General features: G+C 58.9%; 23 protein-coding genes and 1 pseudogene. 19 read left to right on the forward strand and 5 right to left on the reverse strand.

The genetic code is table 11. From position 1 onward, the window contains the following. From CORAM0001_RS07750 to CORAM0001_RS07765, 4 genes are all read left to right on the forward strand, one after another. A partial coding sequence (locus CORAM0001_RS07750; RefSeq protein ID WP_040361628.1) for a cobaltochelatase subunit CobN occupies positions 1 to 653 on the forward strand: 653 nt, incomplete at its 5' end. Positions 654 to 751: 98 nt separating this feature from the next. Beyond that, entirely contained in the window at positions 752 to 1,378 is a 627-nt protein-coding gene (locus CORAM0001_RS07755; protein ID WP_005511273.1) for an FxsA family protein, read from the forward strand. A gap of 38 nt (positions 1,379 to 1,416) precedes the next feature. Further along, complete coding sequence (gene lnt, locus CORAM0001_RS07760; protein WP_005511260.1) at positions 1,417 to 3,105, forward strand: apolipoprotein N-acyltransferase; 1,689 nt, start codon at positions 1,417 to 1,419, stop codon at positions 3,103 to 3,105. Positions 3,106 to 3,117: 12 nt separating this feature from the next. Further along, positions 3,118 to 3,933, forward strand: coding sequence for a polyprenol monophosphomannose synthase (locus CORAM0001_RS07765; RefSeq protein WP_005511293.1), 816 nt, complete (start codon positions 3,118 to 3,120; stop codon positions 3,931 to 3,933). A 170-nt stretch (positions 3,934 to 4,103) separates the two neighbouring features. On the opposite strand, the gene CORAM0001_RS07770 is transcribed toward CORAM0001_RS07765, so the two are convergent. Next, positions 4,104 to 4,493: an RNA polymerase-binding protein RbpA gene (locus tag CORAM0001_RS07770; protein ID WP_005511311.1), complete on the reverse strand. Its 390-nt coding sequence runs from the start codon at positions 4,491 to 4,493 to the stop codon at positions 4,104 to 4,106. Positions 4,494 to 4,565: 72 nt separating this feature from the next. Between CORAM0001_RS07770 and CORAM0001_RS07775 the strand changes: the two genes are divergently transcribed. The 6 genes and pseudogenes from CORAM0001_RS07775 (at position 4,566) to CORAM0001_RS11530 (ending at position 8,964) form a co-directional block, all read left to right on the forward strand. After that, on the forward strand, positions 4,566 to 4,967 hold the full coding sequence (locus CORAM0001_RS07775; protein ID WP_076772504.1) for a hypothetical protein: 402 nt from the start codon (positions 4,566 to 4,568) through the stop codon (positions 4,965 to 4,967). Between the two features lie 17 nt (positions 4,968 to 4,984). After that, a complete protein-coding gene (locus tag CORAM0001_RS07780; RefSeq protein WP_005511283.1) occupies positions 4,985 to 5,695 on the forward strand; it encodes a YceI family protein in 711 nt (236 codons plus the stop codon). Between the two features lie 180 nt (positions 5,696 to 5,875). Beyond that, entirely contained in the window at positions 5,876 to 6,094 is a 219-nt protein-coding gene (locus CORAM0001_RS07785; protein WP_005511278.1) for a hypothetical protein, read from the forward strand. Between the two features lie 393 nt (positions 6,095 to 6,487). After that, positions 6,488 to 7,924, forward strand: a complete 1,437-nt coding sequence (locus tag CORAM0001_RS07790; RefSeq protein WP_005511284.1) for a hemolysin family protein — start codon at positions 6,488 to 6,490, stop codon at positions 7,922 to 7,924. A 69-nt stretch (positions 7,925 to 7,993) separates the two neighbouring features. After that, a pseudogene (locus CORAM0001_RS11705) lies at positions 7,994 to 8,359 on the forward strand (CNNM domain-containing protein); the annotation flags it as partial. Between the two features lie 110 nt (positions 8,360 to 8,469). Then, a complete protein-coding gene (locus tag CORAM0001_RS11530; protein WP_244262029.1) occupies positions 8,470 to 8,964 on the forward strand; it encodes a CBS domain-containing protein in 495 nt (164 codons plus the stop codon). A 64-nt stretch (positions 8,965 to 9,028) separates the two neighbouring features. On the opposite strand, the gene tpx is transcribed toward CORAM0001_RS11530, so the two are convergent. Next, positions 9,029 to 9,526 (reverse strand): thiol peroxidase, encoded by a 498-nt coding sequence (gene tpx / locus CORAM0001_RS07800; RefSeq protein WP_005511308.1) that lies wholly within the window; start codon positions 9,524 to 9,526, stop codon positions 9,029 to 9,031. 184 nt (positions 9,527 to 9,710) lie between these two features. Between tpx and CORAM0001_RS07805 the strand changes: the two genes are divergently transcribed. Next, positions 9,711 to 9,995 (forward strand): Lrp/AsnC family transcriptional regulator, encoded by a 285-nt coding sequence (locus CORAM0001_RS07805; protein ID WP_005511316.1) that lies wholly within the window; start codon positions 9,711 to 9,713, stop codon positions 9,993 to 9,995. A 38-nt stretch (positions 9,996 to 10,033) separates the two neighbouring features. Here the strand turns inward: CORAM0001_RS07805 and CORAM0001_RS07810 are convergent, their stop codons facing one another. Next, positions 10,034 to 11,743: an FAD-binding dehydrogenase gene (locus tag CORAM0001_RS07810; protein ID WP_005511315.1), complete on the reverse strand. Its 1,710-nt coding sequence runs from the start codon at positions 11,741 to 11,743 to the stop codon at positions 10,034 to 10,036. Between the two features lie 117 nt (positions 11,744 to 11,860). Beyond that, the gene (locus tag CORAM0001_RS07815; RefSeq protein WP_005511255.1) at positions 11,861 to 13,315 is read right to left on the reverse strand and encodes a class I SAM-dependent methyltransferase; all 1,455 of its coding nucleotides are present in this window, start codon (positions 13,313 to 13,315) and stop codon (positions 11,861 to 11,863) included. Positions 13,316 to 13,502: 187 nt separating this feature from the next. Here CORAM0001_RS07815 and CORAM0001_RS07820 point away from each other — a divergent pair, with 187 nt between their 5' ends. Continuing rightward, entirely contained in the window at positions 13,503 to 14,924 is a 1,422-nt protein-coding gene (locus CORAM0001_RS07820) for an NAD(P)/FAD-dependent oxidoreductase (RefSeq protein ID WP_005511262.1), read from the forward strand. 92 nt (positions 14,925 to 15,016) lie between these two features. Here the strand turns inward: CORAM0001_RS07820 and CORAM0001_RS07825 are convergent, their stop codons facing one another. Continuing rightward, complete coding sequence (locus CORAM0001_RS07825; protein ID WP_244262030.1) at positions 15,017 to 15,580, reverse strand: PaaI family thioesterase; 564 nt, start codon at positions 15,578 to 15,580, stop codon at positions 15,017 to 15,019. 114 nt (positions 15,581 to 15,694) lie between these two features. On the opposite strand from CORAM0001_RS07825, the gene gndA reads away from it, so the two are divergent. From gndA to CORAM0001_RS07860, 7 genes are all read left to right on the forward strand, one after another. Beyond that, positions 15,695 to 17,137, forward strand: coding sequence for an NADP-dependent phosphogluconate dehydrogenase (gene gndA / locus CORAM0001_RS07830; RefSeq protein ID WP_208854654.1), 1,443 nt, complete (start codon positions 15,695 to 15,697; stop codon positions 17,135 to 17,137). 47 nt (positions 17,138 to 17,184) lie between these two features. Next, on the forward strand, positions 17,185 to 18,798 hold the full coding sequence (locus tag CORAM0001_RS07835; protein ID WP_005511241.1) for a bifunctional hydroxymethylpyrimidine kinase/phosphomethylpyrimidine kinase: 1,614 nt from the start codon (positions 17,185 to 17,187) through the stop codon (positions 18,796 to 18,798). An 80-nt stretch (positions 18,799 to 18,878) separates the two neighbouring features. Further along, positions 18,879 to 20,213 (forward strand): DEAD/DEAH box helicase, encoded by a 1,335-nt coding sequence (locus CORAM0001_RS07840; protein ID WP_244262031.1) that lies wholly within the window; start codon positions 18,879 to 18,881, stop codon positions 20,211 to 20,213. Positions 20,214 to 20,216: 3 nt separating this feature from the next. Beyond that, positions 20,217 to 21,602, forward strand: coding sequence for a hemolysin family protein (locus CORAM0001_RS07845; protein ID WP_005511303.1), 1,386 nt, complete (start codon positions 20,217 to 20,219; stop codon positions 21,600 to 21,602). Next, a complete protein-coding gene (locus CORAM0001_RS07850; protein ID WP_005511251.1) occupies positions 21,599 to 22,813 on the forward strand; it encodes a hemolysin family protein in 1,215 nt (404 codons plus the stop codon). The genes CORAM0001_RS07845 and CORAM0001_RS07850 overlap by 4 nt, the downstream gene beginning before the upstream one ends. Then, positions 22,810 to 23,727, forward strand: a complete 918-nt coding sequence (locus tag CORAM0001_RS07855) for a hypothetical protein (protein ID WP_005511249.1) — start codon at positions 22,810 to 22,812, stop codon at positions 23,725 to 23,727. Before CORAM0001_RS07850 ends, CORAM0001_RS07855 begins: the two co-directional genes overlap by 4 nt. Before the next feature lie 97 nt (positions 23,728 to 23,824). Next, positions 23,825 to 25,423: a vWA domain-containing protein gene (locus CORAM0001_RS07860; RefSeq protein WP_005511259.1), complete on the forward strand. Its 1,599-nt coding sequence runs from the start codon at positions 23,825 to 23,827 to the stop codon at positions 25,421 to 25,423. The last annotated feature ends 85 nt before the right edge of the window (positions 25,424 to 25,508 follow it).

A 25,508-nucleotide genomic window follows, 5' to 3' on the forward strand; every position in this document is an offset into this window, starting at 1 on the left:
ATGACGCGGACCTGGCGAAGGTCTACACGACCTGGGGCGGCTACGCCTATGGTCGTGGCGTCGATGGAGAAGAGGCCGCTGACGATATGAAGACGGCTTACCGCCGTATTCAGGTTGCCGCGAAGAATGCCGATACCCGTGAGCACGATATCGCCGACTCCGATGACTACTTCCAGTTCCACGGCGGCATGATTGCCACGGTCCGTGCGCTGACCGGTTCCGCTCCGGAGGCGTATGTGGGCGATTCCACGCGCCCGGACGCCGTGCGCACCCGCACCCTGCACGAGGAAACGCGACGTGTCTTCCGAGCCCGCGTAGTCAACCCACGATGGATGCAGGCCATGCGTAACCACGGCTACAAGGGTGCCTTCGAAATGGCTGCCACGGTCGATTACCTCTTCGGTTACGACGCGACGGCGCAGGTCATGGATGACTGGATGTACGAAACGCTTACCGACGAATACGTTGCGAACCCGGAAAACCGCGAGTTCTTTGAACAGTCGAATCCGTGGGCTCTGCACGATATTTCCGAGCGCCTGATGGAAGCCGCCGAGCGCGGTATGTGGGAAAACCCTGACCAGGAACGCATGGATCTGCTGCGCCAGACCTACCTGGATACAGAGGGCGACTTGGAGGAGCGCGCTGACCGCTAGGCGAATGATAGCTGACCGGTAGGCGACCGCTAGGCGTCGTCTGACCGGCCGATAGCGGTAACCACTTGCTCATCTGGTGGCGGTTACACTGGGGAACTATGAGCAAGTGGTTCACAATTATTTACCTCATCGCCGAGATTGCGGCCTTTATCGCACTTGGTGAATGGATTGGCTACGGCTGGACCGTCCTGTTGGTTTTGGGCCTGTTCATTGTGGGGTTGGTCTTTGCCGCCATCGAGTTCAAGCGCATCTACCAGAAGTTACTGCTGGATACTTCTCGTACGCTTACCGAGTACGGACAGAAGCATCCGGAGGAGGCAATCAAGCGCTCGGCAAAGGGCGCGGGGCACTTTGTGGCAGACTCGGCAATTCTGTTGGTTGGCTCCTGGCTGATTGCCCTGCCGGGTGTCGTCTCCACGGTTGTTGGTTTTCTCATGGTGCTGCCGCCGACTCGCTGGCTGATTCGTAAGAGCGGATCGGTGGCACTGCTCAACGGGCTCCGCAACTTCAGTGACCGCAGCATGATGGTGGTCTCTCAGTACGGCATGAACCCAGGTGCTCAAGGCACAGGAGCTGGCGCTGGTGCTGGCGGTTTTTCGGGTTTCCCTGGATTCTCTGGTGGTTTCCCGGGCACGGACGGCAAGAGCTTCCCACAGGATAAAATCGTGCCACCGGCGCCGGACAACGCCTGGGATGATGACCAGGACGACAGCGACAAGCGCTAACTCAAAAACTCGCAAACGTAGAGAGCTCTCTTATACAAGTGCACACTAACCGCCAAGCGCGCTCCAGCGAGCACGGGAACGTCGCTCAGAAAGACGCTTCGAAAGACACTCCGGAGAATCCGAATCGCTGGCTGGCGCGCTTTCGCGCGCTTACGCTATTGAAGCAGCGCCTCCTTCTCGCCTTCATCGCAATCCTCGCTGGTGGATTGCAATTCTTAAGCTATGCACCCATGAGCTGTTGGTGGACGGCCTGGATTGGCCTCGCCCTGCTCATTTTTGCCTACTTCTGCGCAGCCGATTGGAAATCCAGCGTCGTGGTGGGCTTTAGTTGGGCAACAGCGACGGCACTTTTCTCACTGCCGTGGATCGGCTCCTTCGTCGGCATTGGCCCCTACGTGGCGCTCTCAATTGTGCTGGGACTCCTCGCAATTCCGGCGGCGCTTGCGATGTGGCTGATTGCCCAATCCAGTTTCCCCCTCGCGCTGAAGCTCCCTGGCATGGCCGCTGCGCTCGTGGCGGGGGAGGCGCTGCTAGCCCGCTGGCCTTTCGGAGGCTTTCCCTGGCTCCGCGTTGCCTGGGGGCAAGTTGACGGCCCGTTGGCCCCAGCAGTGGCGATCGGCAGCACTGCATTGGTCACTTTCCTCGCTGCTTGCGTTGGTGCAGGACTGGTCGCGCTCACGCTACGTTCCTACGCAACCTCCGCCGCGCTTTTGGTGGGGGCGTTATTCATCGGCTGGGCTCTTCCTGCGTGGACCCAACCGCTGCCTGAGCCTACGGCCGCTGATAACACCCGTGTCGCGGTTATCCAGGGCAATGTTCCTCGCCTCGGTTTAGAGTTCAATGCCCAGCGCCGCGCAGTCCTGCAAAACCACGCCGATGCCACCAATGAGCTGGCACGACGTGTCCACCAAGGTAAGGAACAGCAACCGGACATCGTTATCTGGCCTGAAAACTCCTCCGACGTCAGCCCGTTTACGGATGGGGAAGCGGCACGCATTATCGAAAATGCCGCGATGAACATCGGCGCTCCCATCGTGGTCGGCACCTTTACCTACACCAATGGGGTGCAAAACACCATGGTGGTCTGGGATCCGCAGACCGGCCCCGGCGACCAGCACGAGAAAATCTATCTCCAGCCCTTCGGCGAGACCATGCCATTCCGCGAACTGCTGCGCCACGTTTCCGACATGGTCGCTCACGCCGGAGACATGACTCCGGGCAACGGCGATGCCGTGGTCACAACGCCAGGCACAGATGGTTTAAAGAAGGTCAATCTAGGCGTGGCTACCTGTTACGAAGTGGTCTTCGACGGTGCCTTCCGCAACGCGGTCAACCACGGCGCAACCATGCTGGCCACACCCACAAACAACGCCACCTTCGGTTTCACCGACATGACCTACCAACAGCTGGCCATGAGCCGCATGCGGGCCATGGAGTTCCAACGCGCCACGGCCGTCGCCGCAACCAGCGGTGTGAGCGCTATTGTGGATGCGCACGGAGACGTCGTAAAGCAGAGCAAAATCTTCGAGCAGAAGGTACTCACCGAGACTTTGCCGCAGTACTCCCACCTGACTATTGCAGCCCGCTTCGGGACGTGGATTGAAGGTCTACTGACTGCATTCGGTATTCTTTGTGTGGTTGGTGCCGTCCTGCGTCGCCGTGGCGGAGATGCCAGGGCAGGCGCAGATGAAGTTGATGGCCGGGATACTGAGCAGAACATGCACTAAGGAGAATCACGAGTGACTGCCCTAAATGAGTCGACGCTGGTTGTCATTCCCACTTTCAACGAGCGGGAAAACCTGCCGGGCGTGATTGCACGCCTGCGCGCAGCGGAGCCGAGCGTCGACATTTTGGTTGTCGATGACTCTTCACCAGACGGCACCGGTGAGCTCGCCGATGAAATCGCTGCCGCTGACAAGGCCGACAACAATGGCGAAGAGCACATCTACGTCCTGCACCGCGAGGGCAAGGGCGGTCTCTGGGGTGCGTACCGCGCGGGCTTCGCTTGGGGTCTCGAGCGCGACTACGAGGTTCTCTGCGAGATGGATGCCGACGGCTCCCACGCACCAGAGCAGTTCCATCTGCTGCTGGAGAAGCTCGAGGACGGCGCCGATGTCGTCATCGGTTCCCGCTACATTCCGGGCGGCAAGACCGTCAACTGGCCAATGAGCCGTCAGGTTCTCTCCCGCGGCGGCAACCTCTACATCTCGCTGGCGCTCGGCGCGGGCATCTCGGATATCACCGCTGGCTACCGTGCTTATCGACGGGAAGTTCTCGAGACCCTCGACCTCGAGAGCATTGGCAAGGCTGCGTACCTATTCCAGACCGAGCTCGCCTTTGAGGCTGTACAGGCGGGTTTCCTGGTGGAAGAGGTTCCGATCACCTTTACTGAGCGCGAGTACGGCGAGTCCAAGATGGATGGCAGCTTTGTGAAGCAGTCTCTGCTGCAGGTCACCAAATGGGGATTCAAGCACCGCTCGCAGCAGGTGAAAAACCTGGGGTCGGAGATTGGTCGCCTGGCCGGTCACGAGATTAAGCAGCGATTCCGCAAGTAGGGCAACCCTAAAAATTGCGGCCCGCAGTCAGTAACTCGGCTCGGTCCGCCGCCGCTAGCCATAAAGGAAAAACGGGCCCGAATAAGGAGCACAACCTTATCCGGACCCGAACTTCAGTGTTTGATTGACGGCTACAAAGCTCTAAAGCTCGAACCTAACCAGCTCAAATCTTAAGCGTTCTTCTCTGCCTCTTCGGCTTCCTTCTGAGCCTTCAGCAGGCGAGCGGCGTTACGACGACGCTTGCGCAGCAAGTCAACGCGCTCATCCAGCAGCACGTCAAGCTCCTCAATGGAGCGGCGCTCACGGAGCATGTCCCAGTGAGTCCGCGGCGGCTTCACCGGCTTAGCCTCAGTGCCTTCGCCTTCAACCAGCTCACCAATCTGACCATTCTTGCACAGCCATTCACCTGGAATTTCCGCGTCATCCGCGAATGGGACCTCGAAGATCTCACCGGATTCAGTGCGGTAGCGGACCATCATTCGCGGCGCGAGGTCATGATCGCGATCGGTCTCATACGAAACGGCGCCCATGCGACTGCCACGAAGAACTCGATCTGCCATGTGGAACGTGCCCCCTTTGGTAGAAATACTAGACCACACATTATAACGCCTTAATCTGTATTCATGCCATAATTGACTTCTGTGTCAGATCAAAAGCCGAGCACAACTACCGCCAATTGCCAGTGGTGCGGCCGCGAAATGGAGGTCGCCATCCGCGGTCGCCGTCGCAAATTCTGCAGCCAAGCCTGCCGGCAGCGCGCGTATGAAAAACGCACCGGCGTAGCAAAAGGCGCCTCCAGGCCAATCGCCGAGCGAATCAATTCGGATCTCACGCTGAAGACCGCCACCGATGCCACGAGCAGGCCGGCGGGCGATGACGTCGTAAAGCGAATAGGGGACGGGCTCTTCGAAGTACGTTGTCTCGCCGAAGACTTGCGCACCGCGCTTGACGACGGCATGGAGACCGCCGTCCTGCAGGAGATTACGCAGGAATTGATTATGAAAACGCGTGAGGTGGAACGGTTTATCCCATAGCGGATTAAAAGGATAGGATGAGCACTATGAATTCTGGTGTCCGTAAGTCAATTATTACTTTGATAGCCGTTGCAGTTGTTGCGCTCGCAATTGTTATTGTGGGGCCAGTTTTGTATCGCGTTTTCACGCATGAAGGGGTGCGTACTGGGGATTTCGAGGCCACGGAGCTGCCTGCAGCAACGACTGATGCGAATGGCACCTGGAAGATTGTCGGTGGCGACAACTCGCAGAACACCTCCGTTGGCTTTACTTTTAACGAAGTACTGCCGGGCAGCAGGAGGACGACGTCCGGCTCGACCCACGATGTCACCGGCAAGCTAAAGGTTGCTGACAATAAGCTTGAGGACGCATCCATTGTTGTTGACATGGCAACTCTGACTAGCGATATTGAACGTCGTGACATCAATGTCCGCAACAATATTTTCAGCGTTGAGCAGTACCCAGAAGCTAAGTTTGAGCTTGCAGAGCCGCTCGATATTTCAAGCATTCCAGATAACGGTCAGTGGGCGAATATCGAGATTCCGGGACGCCTGACCATCCGCGGTGTCACCAATGATGTCACCGTGCCAATGAAGGCTGCTCGTACCGAAAACCTGGTTTTACTGTCGGGCACTCTGCCAATCAACCGCCTGGATTACAACGTGCGCCTGCCACAGTTTGTAGCTGCATCCATCGAGGAGAACGGCGAACTGAATCTACGCATTGTCGCGGAGAAGCAGGACGCGTAGGTTTCAGCTGGCAGGCACCGCCATCTAAAGAGAATCGCAGCGGAGCTAATCCGAAAGAGGCTCCTAGCCAGCGAAAATATGCCCTTTTTCGTCACTGTGACGTAATAAGCCCATTCAGTCACACACCACAGAAGCCCCGCTAAAAACAATTTTGGTGGGCTAGTTGGGAGTCACAACGATATGAACACCTACGAAGCAATGTTGCTCGCACGAAAGGTGCGAATGGTGCTACTGATTATCTTCATTGCATTCGTGGCCTACAAGGGTGTGTGGTGGCTCGTGGCTGTCGGCATATTTCTGATTGGCATGACACTGTGGCAGAACAAGCGACTGCGGGAAGAGATTGCCGTCCGCAACGCAGATGAGCTTGCAGCGGACACCAAGGCCAATGAGCAATAAGCTCGACGGCGCAGATTAAGCGCCGAGGTAAAACATAGCGACAGAAAAGGCGACAGCTCTGGAATCCCAGAAAACCCCAGGGCTGACCACTTTCAATATTTGTCCGATAATATACATTATGACATTTTGGCCTTAGAGTCCCGCCCTCCCCATTACCGCCGATGCGCCATTGCCGTCAGAATTCAGAAATTTTTAGTAAGATTCCCCCATGCCTGATTTCTCAGACACATCCAGTAGTTCAGACAGAACCGACACGTCAGATCGACCTGACTCGTCCGACGACCCTGAGCCTCGAGCCAACGTAGACAGGCTCACTGTAGCCACAGTAAGCGCAATCACCGTAGCAACCGCAGCATCCTCAGCGACCGCAGCAAACACTTCAGGTGATGCCGCGTGATTGTATCCGCGCTCATCGTATTAGCGGTCTTTCTTTTTCTCGTTTTCGCCAACGCAACTTTCGTTGCTGTCGAGTTTTCCTACCTCACGGTTAATAGGAACGACGTCAAGAAGGCCGCAAACGCCGGCTCAAAGTCCGCATATTTAGTAGACCGAGCTCTATCACGCACCTCTACAAACCTCTCCGGCGCACAGCTGGGCATTACAGTCACCAGCCTTGTTGCTGGTTTCCTGACCGGACCTTCCCTGGGCGTGCTCCTGGAAGCCGCTTTTGGTGGCACGAGCATCTCTCCCGCCACCGTCACTGCAATCAGCACTACGGGCGCTTTCATTATCGCGACCTTCACTCAAATGGTCTTTGGCGAACTCGTCCCCAAAAACTGGGCCATCGCCGAGCCCACTAAAGTCGCAAACCTCGTGGTCAGACCACAGAATGCCTTCATGTTCGCATTCGGCTGGCTGGTCTGGCTACTCAACAGCGCGGCTAATTGGGTGCTAAAACGGCTCGGCTTTTCCCCTGAGGAAGAGGTTGCCAGTGCCAGGACAGCGGAGGAACTCCGTGCCGTCGTCACGCACTCTAGCGATGAAGGAAAGATTAACCCGCAGACCGCAGAGTTGGTGGCGCGATCGATTGAGTTCGGCGAGCGCACGGCGGCTGATGTGATGACGCCACGCACGCAGATTATCTTTATCGAAGATCAGAGCGTCGCAGAGATGCTGACGGTCGTCGCGGACTCTGGGCACGCCCGCTTCCCTGTCGTTGGCAACAGTGTCGACGACATTCGCGGCGTGGTGCATTACACCGACCTGCTCAGCGTGCCACACGCACAACGCTTGACGACGTCGGCTGCGAGCCTGGCCAAAGATGTACTCGTGGTGAACGACTCGACCACACTTGATCCGCTGATGCGTCAACTGCGTGAGGATGCATACCAGTTCGCGGTGGTCGTCGATGAGTACGGCGGCACGGACGGCATTGTGACGTTGGAGGATCTCGTCGAGGAAATCGTCGGTGAAATTGACGATGAACAGGACGATCGTTCGTTGCTCTACAGCCGGATTAGCCCCAATACGGTGATTGTTTCCGGTCTCATGCGCCCTGATGAGTTGGGAGAGATCCTAAACCTGGTCCTGCCGGAGGGCGAAGAATCCGACACGATTGGTGGATTTATCACCGAACGCCTAGACCGCATGCCTCGCTTCGGCGACACTGTCACGGTCGAAGCCACCGACCACGAAAACCTCAATGAGGAGAACTTGCCTACCACCGCTGAAGTCGCTTTTCGCGTCGAGCGCATGGCACGTCACCGCGTTGGCCGTATTCGCGTCCAGGTGGACCGCGCCGGCAACAAGGTCGCGCACACGAATGAAGGCGCTCACCAGGACGGCACCAATCACAACCACGTCGAGCATAACAGCGAAAAGGAGGGCTAAATCATGCCACTACTTACTCTTATTTTGCTGTTAGCCCTCAATGCCTGGTTTGTCGCCGCTGAATTTGCGATGGTATCGGCTCGCCGCGATCAAATTGAACCGGATGCCGTCAGCGGCTCTACCAGCGCAAAGTACGCGCTGCGCGGTATCGAGAACGTGTCGGTCTCCCTGGCGGCAACACAGCTGGGTATCACCGCCTGTTCCCTGCTCATTGGTGCCGTCGGTGAGCCTGCGATTGCGCACTTCTTCGAGCCCTATATGACAGCACTGGGACTCCCCGCGGGCACCGCCCACGTGGTTGCGCTGGTGTTGGCGCTGCTGATTGTCACATTCTTACACATGGTTGTTGGCGAAATGGTGCCGAAGAACATCGCTATTGCGGCCCCCAGTCCGACGGCGAAGTTCGTGGCTATTCCGCTGTATGTGATCGTGCGGGTGCTCAAACCGGTTATCTGGGCGATGAATACGACCGCGAACATCGTGGTTCGCAAGGTTCTCCGCGCCACTCGAAGGACGAGGTCGATTCCTCCTTCACCGCTAGTCAGGTGCAGGATTTCGTCGCCGAGTCCGGGCGCCAGGGGCTTCTCGACAATGACGAGCTCGCGCTCCTCCACAAAGCTCTCGGCTTCGAGCATCTCACCGCCGCGGATGTCACTATGGAACGCGACACCCTCGTCACCATTGGCCCCGACGCCACCGTCGCCGACATCGAAGAGCTCAGCGCACGCACGCGCTTTTCCCGTTTCCCCATCACTGATACCGACGGCAGCTTCATCGGATACATTCACGTCAAGGATTTGCTCTCGCTTGACGACGGTCACCGCGACCGACCTTTCCCGCGGAATCTGATTCGCACCTTCGCAAGCGTCAGCCCTGATGCCAAGCTCCAGTCGGTCATGCGGCTTATGCAGCGCGAGCAGGCTCACTTCGCCTTGGTGACGGAGGAAAATAGTACTTCGGAGAGCTCTGTCAACGGAATCGTTGCGCTGGAGGACGTACTAGAAGAGCTCGTCGGCGAAGTCCGCCAGGCAACAGCCTAGCGAGCGCGCCGACGAGCCCCGTCGATTCCAGCTGGTTACTTGCTGCTGAAAGCTAGTTAGTTAATTACTTCAGTGCAGCCAGCGCGGAGTCGTAGTCCGGCTCCGTGGTGATCTCATCGACCAGCTGGTTGTAAATGACCTTGCCCTCTTCGTCAGCGATGACTACGGCACGAGCAAGCAGGCCAGCGAGCGGGCCATCCTGCTGGACAACACCGAAGGCTTCGCCGAAGCCGTGGCGGAAGTCCGAGGCAACCTCAACGTTGTCCAGGCCTTCTGCAGCGCAGAAGCGGCCGAGAGCGAACGGCAGGTCACGGGAAACATTAACCACGACGGTGTTGTCCAGCCCAGCAGCGTCCTCGTTGAAGTGACGCACCGAAGCTGCACAAACACCAGTGTCTACCGACGGGAAGATGTTGTAGACGACCTTCTTACCAGCGAAGGTCTCATTGGTGACCTCACCGAGGTCACCACCGGTGAGGGTAAACTCCGGAGCCTTGTTGCCCACCTGAGGCAGGTCTCCGGAAAGCTGGACTGGGTTGGACTGAAATGCGGTTTGTGTCATAGCGCCCTTTTTACCGCCTTTCGTCCGGATCCTCCAGGCTGTTTCCTGGAAATCAGTAGAATCGTGACAGAAATGAAATTCCGGACCGCAGTATCTCGCAGTATCTTGAGTAATCTTGCGTATCTTGCGGTCCGGGCCACGCTATTCAGCGGGCCCCGCGCTTAAACTCCGAGGAAAGGCAGCCATGAGTTTGATTACCGCAATTGTGTCCATCGATGTCGAAGCTGACAAGATTCCGGAGGCCGCCGAGACCATCGTCGAAATCGACGGCGTGACTGAGGTCTACTCCGTTACTGGTGACTGGGACTTGGTCGTCGTGGTGCGCGCAACTAATCACGATGATCTGGCGGAAATCATTCCAAACCTCATCAGCAAGGTCGACGGTGTCATTCGCACTCAGACTCAGCTGGCTTTCCGCACCTACTCGCAGCACGACCTGGAAAGTGCATTCTCCATCGGGCTGGAGTAGTAGCGGATTCTTGCACCGAACCGTGCGGTATGCGGGAGCTACTTAACCACTTCCGCCATCGCGCGGCCTGCCTGGCGGCCGCTGAAAATACAGCCGCCCAGGAATGTACCTTCCAGCGCGTTGTTGCCGTGGACGCCGCCGCCACCGAAGCCAGAGGCCTCGCCTGCGGCGTAGAGCCCCTCAAAGGGAGTTCCGTCCGGGTGCAAGCATTGGCCGTCGAGGGTCGTCTCGATGCCACCGAGCGTCTTGCGGGTCAGCATGCGCAGACGAATAGCAATCAGCGGGCCGTTCTTCGGATCCAAAATCGGTGATGGCGGCACGGAGCGGATGATTTTGTCTCCGAGGAAGTTTCGGGCCACGTTGACGTAATTGACCTGGTAGTCCTTGGAGAAGGGATTACCGGTCTGCATGTCGCGCTGACGAATCTGTTCCTCGAGCTTCTCCAGGTCAATCTTCGGCGCTGCGGCTCCGGACTCCCCGCCCGAACTCGCCTTCACGATCTCGTTCATTCCCTCGACCAGCGTCGGCAGATTGTCGGCAACCACCCAGTCTTCGCCGTTATCCATAAACGCCTGAATCGGTGCGGCGACACCAGAGGTCACCTTGCCAATCAGCTTCTTGATCTCCTTATCGGTCAGATCCGGATTCTGTTCCGAGCCAGAGAAAATGAACTCCTTGGCCACGATGTTCTTATTCAGCACAAACCAGGAGTAAGAGTGTCCGGTAGCCAGAATGTGCTTCATCGTGCCGACAGTATCCGCGCCCGGAATATATGGCGCAGGCAGGCGATTTCCTTCTGCGTCGAACCACATGGCCGACGGCCCCGGGATGATACGGATACCGTGATTCGGCCACACCGGATCCCAGTTCTTCATGCCCTCGGTGTAATGCCACATGCGGTCACGGTTGACCAGGTTTGCGCCGGCCTGCTCTGCAATCTCGATGCCACGGCCGTCAACATGCTCTGGCACACCGCAGACCATATCCTTCGGCATCTCACCCAGGCGCTCGGTCGGCCAGCACTTACGCACGGCTTCCAGGTTGCCGCCAACACCACCCGTCGCAATGCATACGGCCGACCCGCGGATCTCAAAGTCCTCCCCTGTTTCCTCGCGTGACGACGCCACTCCTCGCTCTAAAGATTCACAGGGAACCAGAATCTTGCCACGCACGCCGACGGCGCGGCCATCTTCGACGATCACCTCGTCAACGCGGTGGCGATGGCAGTATTCCACCAGGCCCTTCTTCGCAGCTTCGGCGACTGGCTCTGCGAAAACGCGGACGATTTCGGGGCCTGTGCCCCAGGTGAGATGGAATCGGGGTACCGAGTTGCCGTGACCGTCGGCACGCCCCTCACCGCGCTCAGCCCACCCGACGACAGGCAGGAACTTCACGCCGAGATTGCGGAGGTAGTCACGCTTCTCCCCTGCCGCGAAGTTCAGGTAGGCCTTGGCCCACTTGCGTCCCCAATTGTCTTCCTCGCGGTCGAACTGCGCGGAGTTGAACCAATCAGCTTCAGCGAGCTCGCGGTTGTCCTTGACTCCCAGGCGGCGCTGCTCTGGCGAGTCGACGAGAAAGATCCCTCCGAGCGACCAGAAAGCCTGCCCGCCGAGGTTGTTGGCATTCTCCTGATCGACAAGAATGACCTTCTTACCGGCCTGCGTGGCCTCATACGTCGCGACCAATCCGGCAAGTCCGGCGCCGACGACAACAATGTCTGCAGTACGTGTGGTGCTCTGTGCGTTCATAGTTTCGTTTTTAGACCCTAAACACCTCCTTTGAGGTGGTTTTGCCCAAAAACGTGATTTATTTTTGCAAGCCTTATTTATCTGGCGAACCTCCAACGCATTCGGAGCTGCCCGCTGCTAGTGAGGCCTGCGTGGCGCATGCACGAGCTCGACCTGTACGAGCGTGACTTTCTCTGCTCGCACGAGCGCTTCAAACAGCGACAGGTAGTAATTCCACATCCTCCGGAACACTCTGTCGTAGCCGATACCAGCGGCTTCGCGCGCATGGGCCGCAAAGAAATCGCGCTGGAGCTGCAGAGTCGTCGCGAAGTGCGCCGGAATGTACTCTTCCGCCGCGATGCGCAGGCCGGTTTCCCGGTCCACCATCTTGCGTAGCTCTTCCATGGTGAAAAGCTGCAGCTGCGGCCACACGTAAGCGCGTACGAGGTCCAAGCTGCGCTCGGCGAGCGCATCGAATTTTTCCGTCGCTACCACCATCTGGACGACGATGGTGCCGCGATCGACAAGCAAACGCTCGGCGTTCTTCAGCCAGCGCAACGCCCCTGCACGACCGAAGGTCTCCAGACGCCCGACGTTGATAACCGCCTCGAAGTCGGACTCGAATTCGCGTGGCGACGGAATGTTGCGATCCATCTGGATTACATCGACCGCGCCGCGCAATCCGGCCTTTTCCACCCGTTCCAGCACCGTGTCGGTGTGGTCATCAGAGACGGTAATAACCTCCGCGCCCGCTCCCCTTTCTGCAGCTCGAAGGGCAATTTCTCCGCCTGCCGACGGCCATTCGGCCACGCGGTCGCCGGCCCGGACTCGAGCAAGATCGAGCAAGTGCTCAATATTGCGCACCTGGGCATGCAGAAAATCGGCACGCGCGACGGATTTCGGGGCATCGACATAAGTCACGTCAACTGACCAGTGCGAGGGAACCCCACCCTTGCCCGCACCACGGGCATAGTTTTGAATCTGTTCCCGCGACGAGGTTCGCACTCCGGAGGCGAACAGACCAGAACCGCCCATCAGCAATTCGCCGGAATAGAGCTCCAGCAATGAGGTCGGCAACTCTCCCGCCATATCGGGCCCATCGAGACGCGGGCGTGAACGCGCAACCTTCATCAGACCTCGTGCCAGCGGCCCCAACGAGGCAATATCAAACTCGGCGCTGAGCAGTCGGCTGAGAAGCTCTGGCAAATCATCACTGGACCATTCGCCCGCGAGATAGGCCTCCCCCAATCCGAGCCATTCTGAATCAGCTAGTCGAGAATAAAAAACAGGATCAATGACGCTGAAAACGACTGGACGAAACGATTCAGAACTAGTGGAAGATTCACTGCCGCCGCTAGAGCTGACACCACCGACTCCGTCGATAGCCAAATCGGTGTCACCCGTCGACCGAGTAATGAAGGACTCTCCGACAAACTCACCGGATTCGACCAGTTCAATGCCGTTGTCCTGGCAGAGCCGCTCAAAAGAGCGTTCCATCATTTCGGCACGTTTCGCTAGAAAACGCCCCTCTGGAATACGCGCAACCCGAGGCCATCGCTCTGCGTCAATTGCCTGCCGGCTTGCCGAATTCACCCTGCCCGAACCTCCTAACAATCGCGCCGCATAAAGGTACGAATAACGAACTGAGTTTGCTCTCGCAGCCTACCGCGCAGGCACCCAGAATAGGCGGTGGCACACCGAGAGGATTACTATTGTGGCTTGCCGGCTAAAAGCCGAATCTAAAACTTCGAGAACTTTAAAGTCTGTGAGGAGAAAATACATGACCGAGACTCCGTACCGCCCGCACTCCGGACGCCCGCACGTGGTCGTCATCGGTTCGGGTTTCGGTGGCTTGTTCGCGGCGAAGAAGTTGCAGGGCGCCGAAGTCGACGTCACTCTCATCGACCGCACTAACCACCACCTGTTCCAGCCACTGCTCTACCAGGTAGCAACGGGCATCCTGTCCTCGGGCGAAATCGCTCCGTCCACTCGCACCATCTTCGACGGTGTTCAGAACGTTCGTGTTGTCAAGGGCGATGTCACCGACATCGACGTCGAAAAGCAGGTTGTGACTTCGGAACTGGGTCACCAGACTTCCAAGTGGGAATACGACCACCTTCTGGTTGCCGCTGGCGCTGGCCAGTCCTACTTCGGCAATGATCACTTTGCCGAGTTTGCTCCGGGCATGAAGAACATCGACGACGCACTCGAAATCCGTGCCCGCATCATCGGCGCGTTTGAGCGCGCCGAGCTGACCGACGATCCGGCTGAGCGCGAGCGCCTGCTGACCTTCGTCGTTGTCGGCGCCGGCCCGACTGGTGTTGAGCTTGCTGGCCAGCTGGCCGAGCTGGCTAACCGTACCCTTGCATCGTCCTACCGCAGCTACAACCCGCACGCTGCACGCGTCGTCCTGCTCGACGGCGCACCGCAGGTTCTGCCGCCGTTTGGCAAGCGTCTGGGCCGCAAGGCTCAGAAGTCGCTGGAAAAGATGGGCGTTATCGTCAAGCTGGGCGCGATGGTGACTGACGTCAATGAAGAGGGCGTCACCTACAAGAACATGAAGGATGGAACCGAGGAGTTCATCCCGTCGTTCTGCAAGATTTGGTCCGCCGGCGTGTCCGCTTCCCCGCTGGGCAAGATGATTGCCGAGCAGACCGGCGCCGAGACCGACCGCGCTGGCCGTGTCGTTGTCAACGAGGACATGACAGCTGGTGACTACAAGAACGTCTACGTCGTGGGCGACATGTCCAACCGCGAGAACCTGCCGGGTGTTGCTCAGGTTGCTATTCAGGGTGGCGAGTACGTCGCTGAGAACATTGCTGCCGAGGCAGACGGCCGCGATGTCGCGGAGCGTCAGCCGTTCGAATACTTCGATAAGGGCTCCATGGCAACCGTCTCCCGCTTCTCCGCAGTGGCGAAGATGGGCAAGGTTGAGGTCACCGGCTTTATCGGCTGGGTCCTGTGGCTGGCCGTCCACCTGATGTTCCTCGTGGGCTTCCGCAACCGTTTCGTCTCCTGCGTCAGCTGGGGCCTGAACGTCCTGGACCGCAACCGTTGGCAGATGGTTTCCACCCGCCAGCAGATGTACGCACGCAACGCCATCGACCGCCTGGCCGAGTTCAACAAGGACAAGGCTGAGCAGGATCTGCCGCTGGAGGTTCGCGACACCCGCCGCGAACGCCGCGCAAACAAGAACAAGTAGTTAACTTGCAGGTGGCCAGATTAGAAAACCGCTAATCAAGGCAAGCCACCTGCTAGCTTCCTACCGGGCCCGTCACCACCTATAACGATTTGCTACAGCGGCTTGTCGAGTACCGCAATTCGTAGGTTGGTGCGGGCCAGAAGTTTTTCATCTGCCTTGCGGGTGTGCTCAATGCGCCACAGTTGCATGGTGCGTCCCAGGTACTCTGGCTCCGCCGTGGTAACGATTACCTCGCCAGCTCGAGCGGAGCGGTAAAAATCGGTGTTGTTGTTCACACCGACGACCGGCTTCTTCGCACCGCAGGCAACGAAACCAGCAATAGAGCCAGCAGTCTCACCTAGCGAGCAGTAAACACCGCCATTGGCTAGGCCCCACGGTTGCAGGTGGTCGGGCCCGACCTCGAGCTCCATCTGAATTCGCTCCGGCCCGACATGGACACACTTCGTGCCCAGCAAAGTATCTAGACCGCCGATTCCGTTATCGCCCAAGGTGCTGTTAAAAACAGTCAGGTCCTCATCGCTCAGCGCTTCCTGGCTAGCCTTCATCGCCAGCGTCATATACTTGCGCAGCGCCTTCCTCTTCGCCTGCTCGGCGGCGAAAGCTGCAGAGTTAGAGTCCTGTGAACTGCCATTATTCGCAATAGTCTCGTCAGTCATGCCAAACATTGTGCCAGCGCACGCCATCACTCGTTGCAGTTTTAACGTTAAAAGCAGTAACAATTTCTGAGTCCCAGATACAACGAACCCTGGCCAGGCTTTAAGATGGTGGGCATGACCGATAACAATGAACTCGCACAAATTGGTGTCGTCGGGCTCGCCGTCATGGGCTCGAATATCGCACGCAACTTTGCCCACAAGGGGCACACCGTTGCCGTGTACAACCGCAGCCCGGAGAAAACTCGCACCCTCATCGCTGAACACGGTGATGAAGGCTCATTCATCCCGTCCGAGACCATTGAAGAGTTCGTCGCTTCGCTGGAGCGCCCGCGTCGCGCTCTGATTATGGTTCAGGCAGGTGCCGCTACTGATGCGGTCATCGATCAGCTTGCCGACGTGATGGAGCCCGGCGACATCATCATTGATGGCGGTAACTCTCTTTACACGGACACCATCCGTCGCGAGAAGGCTATTCGCGCCCGCGGCCTGCACTACGTTGGCACTGGTATTTCCGGTGGTGAAGAAGGCGCTCTGACCGGCCCATCCATCATGCCGGGTGGCACGAAGGAGTCCTACGAGTCCCTCGGTCCGCTTCTGGAGTCCATCTCCGCTCACGTTGATGACGTTCCGTGCTGTACTCACATTTCCTCCGATGGCGCTGGCCACTTTGTAAAGATGGTCCACAACGGTATCGAGTACGCGGATATGCAGGTCATCGGCGAGGCCTACCACCTGCTGCGCGAGGCCGCTGGCCTCACCCCTGCCGAGATTGCAGATATCTTCCGCGAGTGGAACAAGGGCGACCTGGACTCCTACCTGGTCGAGATCACCGCTGAGGTTCTCTCTCAGGTCGATGAGAAGACCGGCAAGCCGCTGGTGGATGTCATCGTGGATGCCGCTGGTCAGAAGGGCACCGGCCGTTGGACGGTCAAGGCCGCTTTGGACTTGGGCATTCCAGTAACTGGTATTGGAGAGGCCGTGTTCGCTCGCGCCCTGTCGTCTTCCCTTGCTCAGCGTGAGGCTGCCCGCAACCTGCCGTCGGGAAGCCTGGCTAAGGCTCCGGAAGATCGCGATGCTTTTGTGGAGCGCGTCCGTAAGGCCCTTTACGCTTCCAAGATCATTGCCTACTCGCAGGGCTTTGATGAGATTAACGCTGGCGCCAAGGAGTATGGCTGGGAAATTGACCGCGGTGCGCTGGCGACCATCTGGCGTGGTGGCTGCATCATCCGCGCACAGTTCCTGAACCGAATCAAGGAAGCGTACGACCGCAATCCGGAGCTGCCGGCGCTGGTACTCGACGAGTACTTCCGTGACCAGGTCACCGAGTGCCTCGACGCGTGGCGCGACGTTGTCGTCACTGCAGCACAGATGGGTATCCCGGCTCCGGTGTTCTCCTCCTCGCTGGCTTACTACGACGGCCTGCGTGCGGAGCATCTGCCGGCAGCACTGGTTCAGGGGCAGCGTGACTACTTCGGTGCGCACACTTACCAGCGTGTTGACCGCGAGGGTGCTTTCCACACCCTCTGGTCTGGCGACCGCTCCGAGGTTGAAGCGTAGTGTCGAAGTCTGTCGCTTCACGCTTTTGAAGTTAAAAGGGGTCTGAGATGCCATTTCCCAAGAAGGCAAAGCCTGATTTTGTGCCACGGGTTCTTTCCATCGCCGGCACAGACCCAACCGGTGGAGCTGGGCTCCATGCCGATTTAAAATCAATTGCCGCCGCCGGTGGTTATGGCATGGGCGTGGTCACCGCTTTGGTATCTCAGAACACCGTGGGCGTTCGTGCCGTCCACACCCCACCTGTTGACTTCCTCGTCGAGCAGCTGGCTGCTGTAACCGAGGATGTCACCATCGACGCGGTGAAGATTGGCATGTTGGGTTCACGCGAACTCACGCAGGCCGTCACCAACTGGGTTCGGGAGACCAAGCCAGCCGTGGTAGTTCTCGATCCGGTTATGGTCGCCACCTCCGGCGACCGTCTACTTGACGAAGATGCTATGGACGCAATGCGTGACCTGGTCACGGAAGCCACCGTCATCACGCCGAATGTTCCCGAACTGGCATTGCTTGCCGACGCCCCGGAGGCCAGCGACTTCACTGAGCTGATTGAGCAGGCGCTGGAGTTCGCGAGCGAAAACGATGTCATCGTGATTGCAAAGACTGGTCACTTAAGTGATGAGGAAGCCGGAAATGCCGTGGCATTCCCCGATGGCCAGGTTTTCTTCAGCTCTTCTCCCCGCATTCACACTGAGAACACCCATGGCACGGGCTGTTCGCTGTCCGCTGCTCTTGCCACACGGATTGGTGGGGGCTCTGCGATCAATGATGCCCTGCGCTGGACTACGCGCTGGCTCAGCGAGTCCATTCGTTTCGCGGATAACCTCAACGTCGGCCAGGGGCACGGCCCCATTGACCACGGCCACAGGGCTCGTCGCCTGGAAAAGGTCGCGCTTCGCCGAATGCAACCAGTGCATCTGAACTCCAGTTTTTCCCCGGAGGCCATCGAAGGCACTGACACTGAGCAGACGCCGAAGGAGTTGGAATCCTTCTTCGGCCACTCACTCCAGATTGCTCCGGCGGGCCCCTTTACTTCCCAGCTGTGGCGGGACATCGAGGACATCGTTGCCGAGATTGGCGGAATGTTCAGCGTCCCCACGTTGCTCCGCGGCGACCTCTCCTCGGAGGAAACCAACTTCTTCGTAGCGCAAGAGGCCTGGTACTTGCACCAGGTTTTCCCAGTCCTGTCGCATCTGGCAACCAAAGCACCCTGCGCTAAGGAACAAGTCCTTTGGTCATCGGTCGCGCAGGAAGCACTGGTGCGTGCGTTGGAATTGAGCAATAACGCGCTGGAAGAGGCTTCTTCGGCGCTCGAGGACATCGAGCCGACAACTATCACGCAGCTTTTGCTGGATGTGCATTCTTCCTGTAGCGCATTCAACCCATATCGGGTCGCCGTGACCAGTATCGTCGCCGAAATGTGGATTGCAGCCGAGCTGACACTGCAAGGAAGATCCCTAGTTGATGGGGATTCCACGATTGCGGAATGGGCGGAAGTATATTCCAACCCCGAGTATGTTGACAGTGTTCAGCAGGCTCTCGAGGTCCTTGAAGAGAATATGTCCACGGCCAGCGATGCAGAGCTCAAATCCATCCGCAACATCTTCCGTCGAGCCGCCGTTCTTGAGCGCGAGGCCTATGCGCAACCCGGTCGCGGTTGGTAAACCTCATGCGCCGGTAGTTTTCCAGTCCACCGGACGTGCCTATTGCATGGCAGTCCGGGGATAGCGGTATTCTAACAAGCATGCCCCCTCCTGCTGAGTCCAGTGATTTCAGACAGTTGGGCACGCCGGAAGCAATTGTGAGTATTCTGCGTGCCCAGCACATAACTTCGCCCACCGCCGTGCAGGTGGCGACTTTGCCAGATGCTTTCGCTGGCAAGGACGTTCTTGCACAGGCACCCACAGGCTCGGGCAAAACGCTCGCATTCGGCATTCCGCTGGTCGCGTTACTCAAAAACGCCTCTCCAGCGCTTCCCGGCTACCCGCGGGCGCTAATCATTTCGCCGACGCGCGAACTTGCAGATCAGATTGCTGATGTCCTCGCCGACATCGGTGCCGCTGCAGGTCTGCGTGTCTTGAGCTTGGTCGGTGGCGACTCCGTCGTTAAGCAGCAGACACTGCTCGCTGCCCCCGTCGACATCGCTGTGGTCACTCCGGGGCGTGCACACGATTTGCGCCGCCGCGGCGTACTCAGCCTTGAGCACGTCCTCGCTGTCGTCGTTGATGAAGCGGACATGCTGGCTGACATGGGCTTTCTGCCTGATGTTCTGGGCCTAGTCCGTGCGTGCCCCAAGGCGGCACAGCGCATGGTTTTTTCCGCCACGATTAACGACGATGCCGCGGACCTGATTCGCGATCGCCGTACAAGAGACACCGAAATCGCGAAGCACAAGGTCACCGCATCTCGGTTGACCATGCGCAACATGCGCCATCTGCTGCTGCGCGTGGAGGACAACGCCGAGGCAGACGAAGTGGTCGCCTGGATTGCCTCCCGCAAGGATCAGTGCGTCATCTTCGCCAACTCTAAGGCGCGTGTCGTGCAGCTGGCTAAGTTTCTACAGTTCTACGACATCAAGTTAGGTTTCCTCCACGGCGATCGCGGCCAGGCAACTCGTCGTGCGGTCCTCAAGGCCTTTGCCGACGGTGAAATCAATGTCCTCGTCACCACGGATGTGGCCGCTCGTGGCATTGATATCGATGCTCTTGACTTGGTTGTGCACGCGGATCCGCCAAGAGATTCCGCGACGTACATTCACCGCTCGGGTCGCACAGCTCGTGCTGGTGCTTCCGGCACGGTGGCGATGATTGTGCGTAATCGCCAAGTTGATCAGGCCCGTGAGCTGCTGGCTGGAGCCGGCGTTGAAGCTGAAAAGCTGCGTGCAGCTCCGGGGCTGCCGCGTTTTGTCAAGGAACTGGGCGCACGACGTCCGCGCCGGGCTCGTCAAGATCAGAGCCAATCGGCAGGCGGTGCTAGTGGTGCCGGTTACCGCAGGCGAGGTGGCCCGTCGGCAAGCGGGAAGAATCGTGCTGGCGGTCGAGTGCACCGCCCCAAACGTGGGAAAAAGAAGAAGAGATAATCAGTGGATATTGTTCTCAATATTGTCGCGGTTGTCGGCTTTATTGCTCTGACCGCCGGCACCGGCCTCTTTGTGTCATTTGAATTCGCGCTGACAGGGCTGGAACGTTCGACGATTGACAGCGATCGTTCCCGTTCTGCAGACGCCGCCGCCGAGTCCGTTCACAAGGCGCATAATCGGCTTTCTTTTCACCTCTCCGGTGCACAGCTCGGCATCACGCTGACAACGTTGGCAACTGGCTTTCTCGCTGAACCTGTACTGGCTCAATACTTCACGCCGATGTTGGAATGGATGGGGCTCGGTGAGTCCGCGGCCGGTCCAACGGCTCTGATACTTGCGTTGATTGTGGCCACGATGTTGTCGATGGTCTATGGCGAGTTGGTACCAAAAAACATCGCTATTACGCAGCCGCTAGCGGTGGCGCGTGTTACGGCGCGTCCGGTCATGGCGTTTAACTGGGTGTTCCACTACTTCATTCAGGCGCTGAATACCTCCGCGAACTGGCTGGTGCGCAAGCTCGGCATTGAACCCGCGGATGAGTTAGCATCAGCGCGTTCCCCGCAGGAGTTGGAGGCACTGGTTCGCAACTCTGCAGAACAGGGTGCTTTGGATGAGTCGAAGGCCGCCGTGTTGGAGTCGTCGTTACGCTTTGGCGAGACCACTGCGGAGGACCTAATGACGCCGCGGTCGACGATTACCTCCCTCGATGTCGATGACACGGCGCTGGACCTGCTGGCTGTTGCGATCGATTCAGGGCACTCCCGCTTCCCCGTCACTGACGGCGACCTCGATGCCACTGTCGGTGTCGTCCACGTCAAGGACGCATTCGCGGTGCCTGCGGCGAAACGCTCAACCACCACCATGCGGGAGATTGCACGGCCCGTGCCGACGCTGCCGCAGTCTCTGGACGGCGATGCCGTGCTGGAGGCCGTGCGTTCGGCCGGTTCGCAGATTGCGCTGGTCGCCGATGAGTACGGCGGTATCGCCGGCATTGTCACCATCGAGGACGTCGTCGAGGAAATTCTTGGCGAGGTCTGGGATGAGTACGACGACAAGGAGTCCGAGCAGGAAGTCAAACGCGCAATCGAAGGCTGGAACTGCTCCGGCCTCGTGCGTACCGACGAGCTGCCGACCAAGGTCGGATACTTCGCCCCAGAAGGCAGCTTCGAAACGCTCGGTGGCCTGATTATGTTTGCGCTCGGTCGCATCCCGGAGGTCGGTGACGTCGTCCTGCTCCCAGAGACGGAACGCGACTTCATGGACGAGTTCGAATCGGGTATCGCCGGACGCTGGTATGCCCGCATTCTAGCGATGGATGACCGCCGCGTCGACCGTGCCATTTTGATTCCTGTGACCAACGAGCGAGCTAAGGAGATGTTCAACCTATGAGTGACTGGTTTGGAATCCTCCTGACTTTCTTCTTGCTGTTGGTCAACGCGTTTTTCGTGGGCGCGGAGTTCTCACTTATTGCTGCTCGCCGTGACCGTTTGGAAGCGCTGCTGGCTCAGGGAAAGAAGCGCGCTCGCACAGTTATCAATGCTTCTGAGCACCTGTCGATGATGCTCGCCGCCGCACAGCTGGGCATCACCATTGCCTCGCTGCTGCTGGGTAAGGTCTCTGAACCGGCGCTGGCACATCTGCTGGAAGCTCCTTTCCACGCCATGGGTATTCCGGAATCACTGCTACACCCGCTGAGTTTCGCCATTGCGTTGCTGTTGGTGTCGGTGCTGCACATCATGCTCGGCGAAATGGTTCCAAAAAACATTTCCCTAGCCGGCCCAGAGACAGTGGCCATGCTGCTTATTCCGGTTCACATGGTTTTCTACAAGCTGACCAAACCGCTGTTGCTGCTGTTTAACTGGTTAGCGCGGCATACGCTGAAGCTGTTCGGCATTGAACAGCGCGATGAGCTCGACACCACTGTGGACTCAACTGAGTTGGCGTCGATGATCGCCGAATCTCGTCAAGAGGGCCTACTCGACAGCGAGGAGCACGTCCGTCTTCGTCGCACGCTGGCTTCGGCCACGCGCACCATTGAGGAGGTGCTGATTCCGCACGAGCAGATTCGGCGCGTCCCCACCGCACCGACTGTGGGCGACCTAGAGACGGCGGTCACCGAAACTGGCTTCTCCCGGTTCCCCGTCGCTGCGGCCAACAATGAACCCAACGAGTACCGTGGCTATGTTCACGTCAAGGATGTCCTCGACCGCGTTATGGATCCGGCCTCGGGCCCGGAGACCGTCATTCCCGATGGTGAAATCCGTCCGATGATTGAAATCCCCATCGAGGCCACTTTGGACGAGGCCCTGCGTATCATGCGCCGCTACAGCGCCCACATGGCAGTGGCTGTACGCGCTCGCATGCCAAAGCCGCACCTGCGCGCAAACGCCCCGGCAAGTATCGCGCCGAAGACCGGGGCTTTCTCCGGCGCGGAGCAGATCGGCATCGTGGCTCTGGAGGACCTCATCGAGGAGCAGGTCGGTGTCGTGCGCGACTGGACCCACGAGGTCTCCCCACGTCGCAGCGGTGCGCCAAAGCAGCACTCGACCGTGAACCAGCCCCGGACCCGACCGGGCAGCACGCAGGGACGCCAGCAGTGACGCCTACGCCCGATTCGTCTTTCGATTGGCGTGATGCTAAGGCAAGGCATATCGCCCGCGTCGATGTCCTGACCCGCGACCACCTGTCCCGTCGCAGTCGCGGCCAGCGCCACCCGGTCTGGGACTTCATCTTCGAGTACTACCCCGTGAAGCCCGGTCAACTCCGCCGCTGGTCACCGGGCATCGGCGTAGAGCTTCCCGGTGCGACGGCCAAGGACATCAGTCACCTGAAGTTTTTTACCCTCGACACGGACGGCGCTACCGACAGTCCTGCCAGCAAGGAGCCCACCGATACCGCCTCCGGGACGGCACGCATGGATGTTTCGGCGTACGTCGATAAGCGAGGTAAGACGGTGGCGTACATCGGCAATCTGTTGCGTTCGACGCGCGCGAATCCAGCGCACTTTGACTGCTTTGGGCTGCATGAGTGGGCGATGGTGTATCGCCAGCCCGAGCATCGTCATCCGGAGCCCCTGCGGCTTGGTCAGGCAGGCACGGACGAGGTCGTCGAGGCCCACACGGTTCGATGTACGCACTTCGATGCCTTCCGTTTCTTCACGCCCGATGCCGTGCCGCTCAACGAGTTTGCACCGACGCGCGAGACACAGCCGTACTGTGAGCAGATGGGTTGTCTCCACGCCAACATGGACTTGTATAAATGGGCGACCAAGCTCGGCGAGGCGGTCCCCGGCGACCTGTGGGTGGATACTTTCGAGCTCGCGTGTAGTGCCCGTGAGTTGGATATGCGCGCCGCTCCCTATGATCTGCGGGATTGGGGTTTTGCGCCTATTCGCATCGAAACTCCCGAGGGCAAGGCAGAGTACGTCCGCCGCCAGCGTGAGCTCAGCGCGCGTGCCGATGTTCTGCGCGGACGTCTTCTCGAAGTGGTAGATGTCGCCTTGTCCACGCAGTAAAGTTGGCAAGAGTTACGTGCGCGTTTGTGCTTTACGACGAGGTCTGCTGCGAGTCGACAGTGCCGAGCACACTCAGCATAGAAAGGGCTAGAACGACATGGGACGACACGCCTCGGGTGAGAACAACTATCGAGTGGCTAAGGGGCCTTTTATTGCCGTCTTGGTCGTAATTGTTCTAGTGGCTGCGGTTTTTGCCTGGGTTAATTTGCGCAAGAGCAACGATTCGTCGATTGACGCTGACCGTGCACGGTGTACGAAGGGTGACCTGACACTGGTGGTGACCGCTGATCCTGCCGCGGTGGGCTCGGCACAGAAACTTGTGCAGGACTATGGCGAGTCGAATCCCGTGGTGAAGGACTTCTGTGTGCGGCCACAGATTACGGTGGCGGGCTCGCAGGAGGTTGTGAACGCCCTGGATGAGGCTGACGGTGCTGAAGCTAGTGAGGGAGCTCCGGAGGACCCCGCTGCGGGTGAAGCCGGTACCGGAATTATGACTCCGGGAGTCTGGATTCCCGCCGATGTCTCTTTCGTGGACCAGGCGAAGAACTCGGACAAGGTCAAGGTCAACAACCCCAAGACGTGGTTGCCACCGATTGCCAGCGGCGTGGCCTTCACAACCAATCGTGCTGACCAGCTGAACAACGCCACTTGGGAAGAGCTTGCGGGATTGCGCGTGGCCGCCCCCGGTGGCTCCGATGCGGCACTGTCTGCCGTAATCAGTGCTCGACTTGGCGGTGGCCCGGATGTCGCTCGCGAACGCGCGGACTTGGGTGAGGTCTACACCTCCAATACTCTGCTGACCATGCTCAGCCAGAATGTCGCTGACTTCGACGGCGTGGCCGCGACCCAGCCCATGCTGCAGATGGCCGGCGAGGGGCTGAAGCTGGTCTCCCCTGCGGATGCACCCCAGTTGCACGCGCCAGTTGTCACCTTTGGCTCCGGCGGCAAGATTGACGAGAACACGGCTCGCGCGGCCGAGGACTTCCGGAACTTCGCAGCAGATCATGGTGCCGACGGCGAAGCTGCTGAGAGCACTTTCAGCCCTGAAGTAGCGGAGAACTTTGGCGTGCTCTCGCAGATTCAGACGGATTCTTTTGCGCTGCCGCCAGCACTGGAGCAGCCGGACGCGCAACAGCCCGCAACTGCGGTGGGTTCGGCGCTCCTGCTCGCCGACACCTCCGAGGGCGTCGACGTCGGGGCGCTGTCTGCGGCACTGACCGGCGCTATCGATGCGGCACCTGGCGGCCGTTACGGCCTGTGGACATTCGCACCCGAGGTGAACCGCCTCGCGGAACTTCCCGCCCCCGATGACGAGACCAACAATGGCGCGGACGCCGTAAAGGGTTCGCTGGCCGAACTTCCGACCGGTGGTGAGGCACAGTTCTGGCCAGCGCTTATCGACGCCTACCAGGCCGCCCGCGACACCTACTCCCCTGACAAGCCCAACCGTCTCGTCGTGCTCACCTCGGGTCGCGATGCCTCGGGCGCCGATGCCGCCGAGTCTGTCGAGCGAATCAAGGAACTCGTTAGCCCGGACCGCCCGGTAACGATTGAGGTCATCGTGCTTCCCGACGGGGACAGCTCCAGCCCCGAGCTGCAGGAAGTGACAAATATTACCACTGGCTCTCTGCGCATTGCGGCTGACTACGGCGATGGCCTGGCCTCTCAGTTGGCTGCGGCTATTGGCACGGAGTAAATAGCAAAAACCGCCTCCATCTGGCCCAACCTCGGGAGAGGTAAGGCGGAACCAGTTGTGGAAGGCGGTTTTCGTTTAGTTTGTT

Origin of the sequence: Corynebacterium amycolatum SK46 (genome assembly GCF_000173655.1) — a bacterium.
GTDB classification, from domain to species: Bacteria; Actinomycetota; Actinomycetes; order Mycobacteriales; family Mycobacteriaceae; genus Corynebacterium; species Corynebacterium amycolatum_A.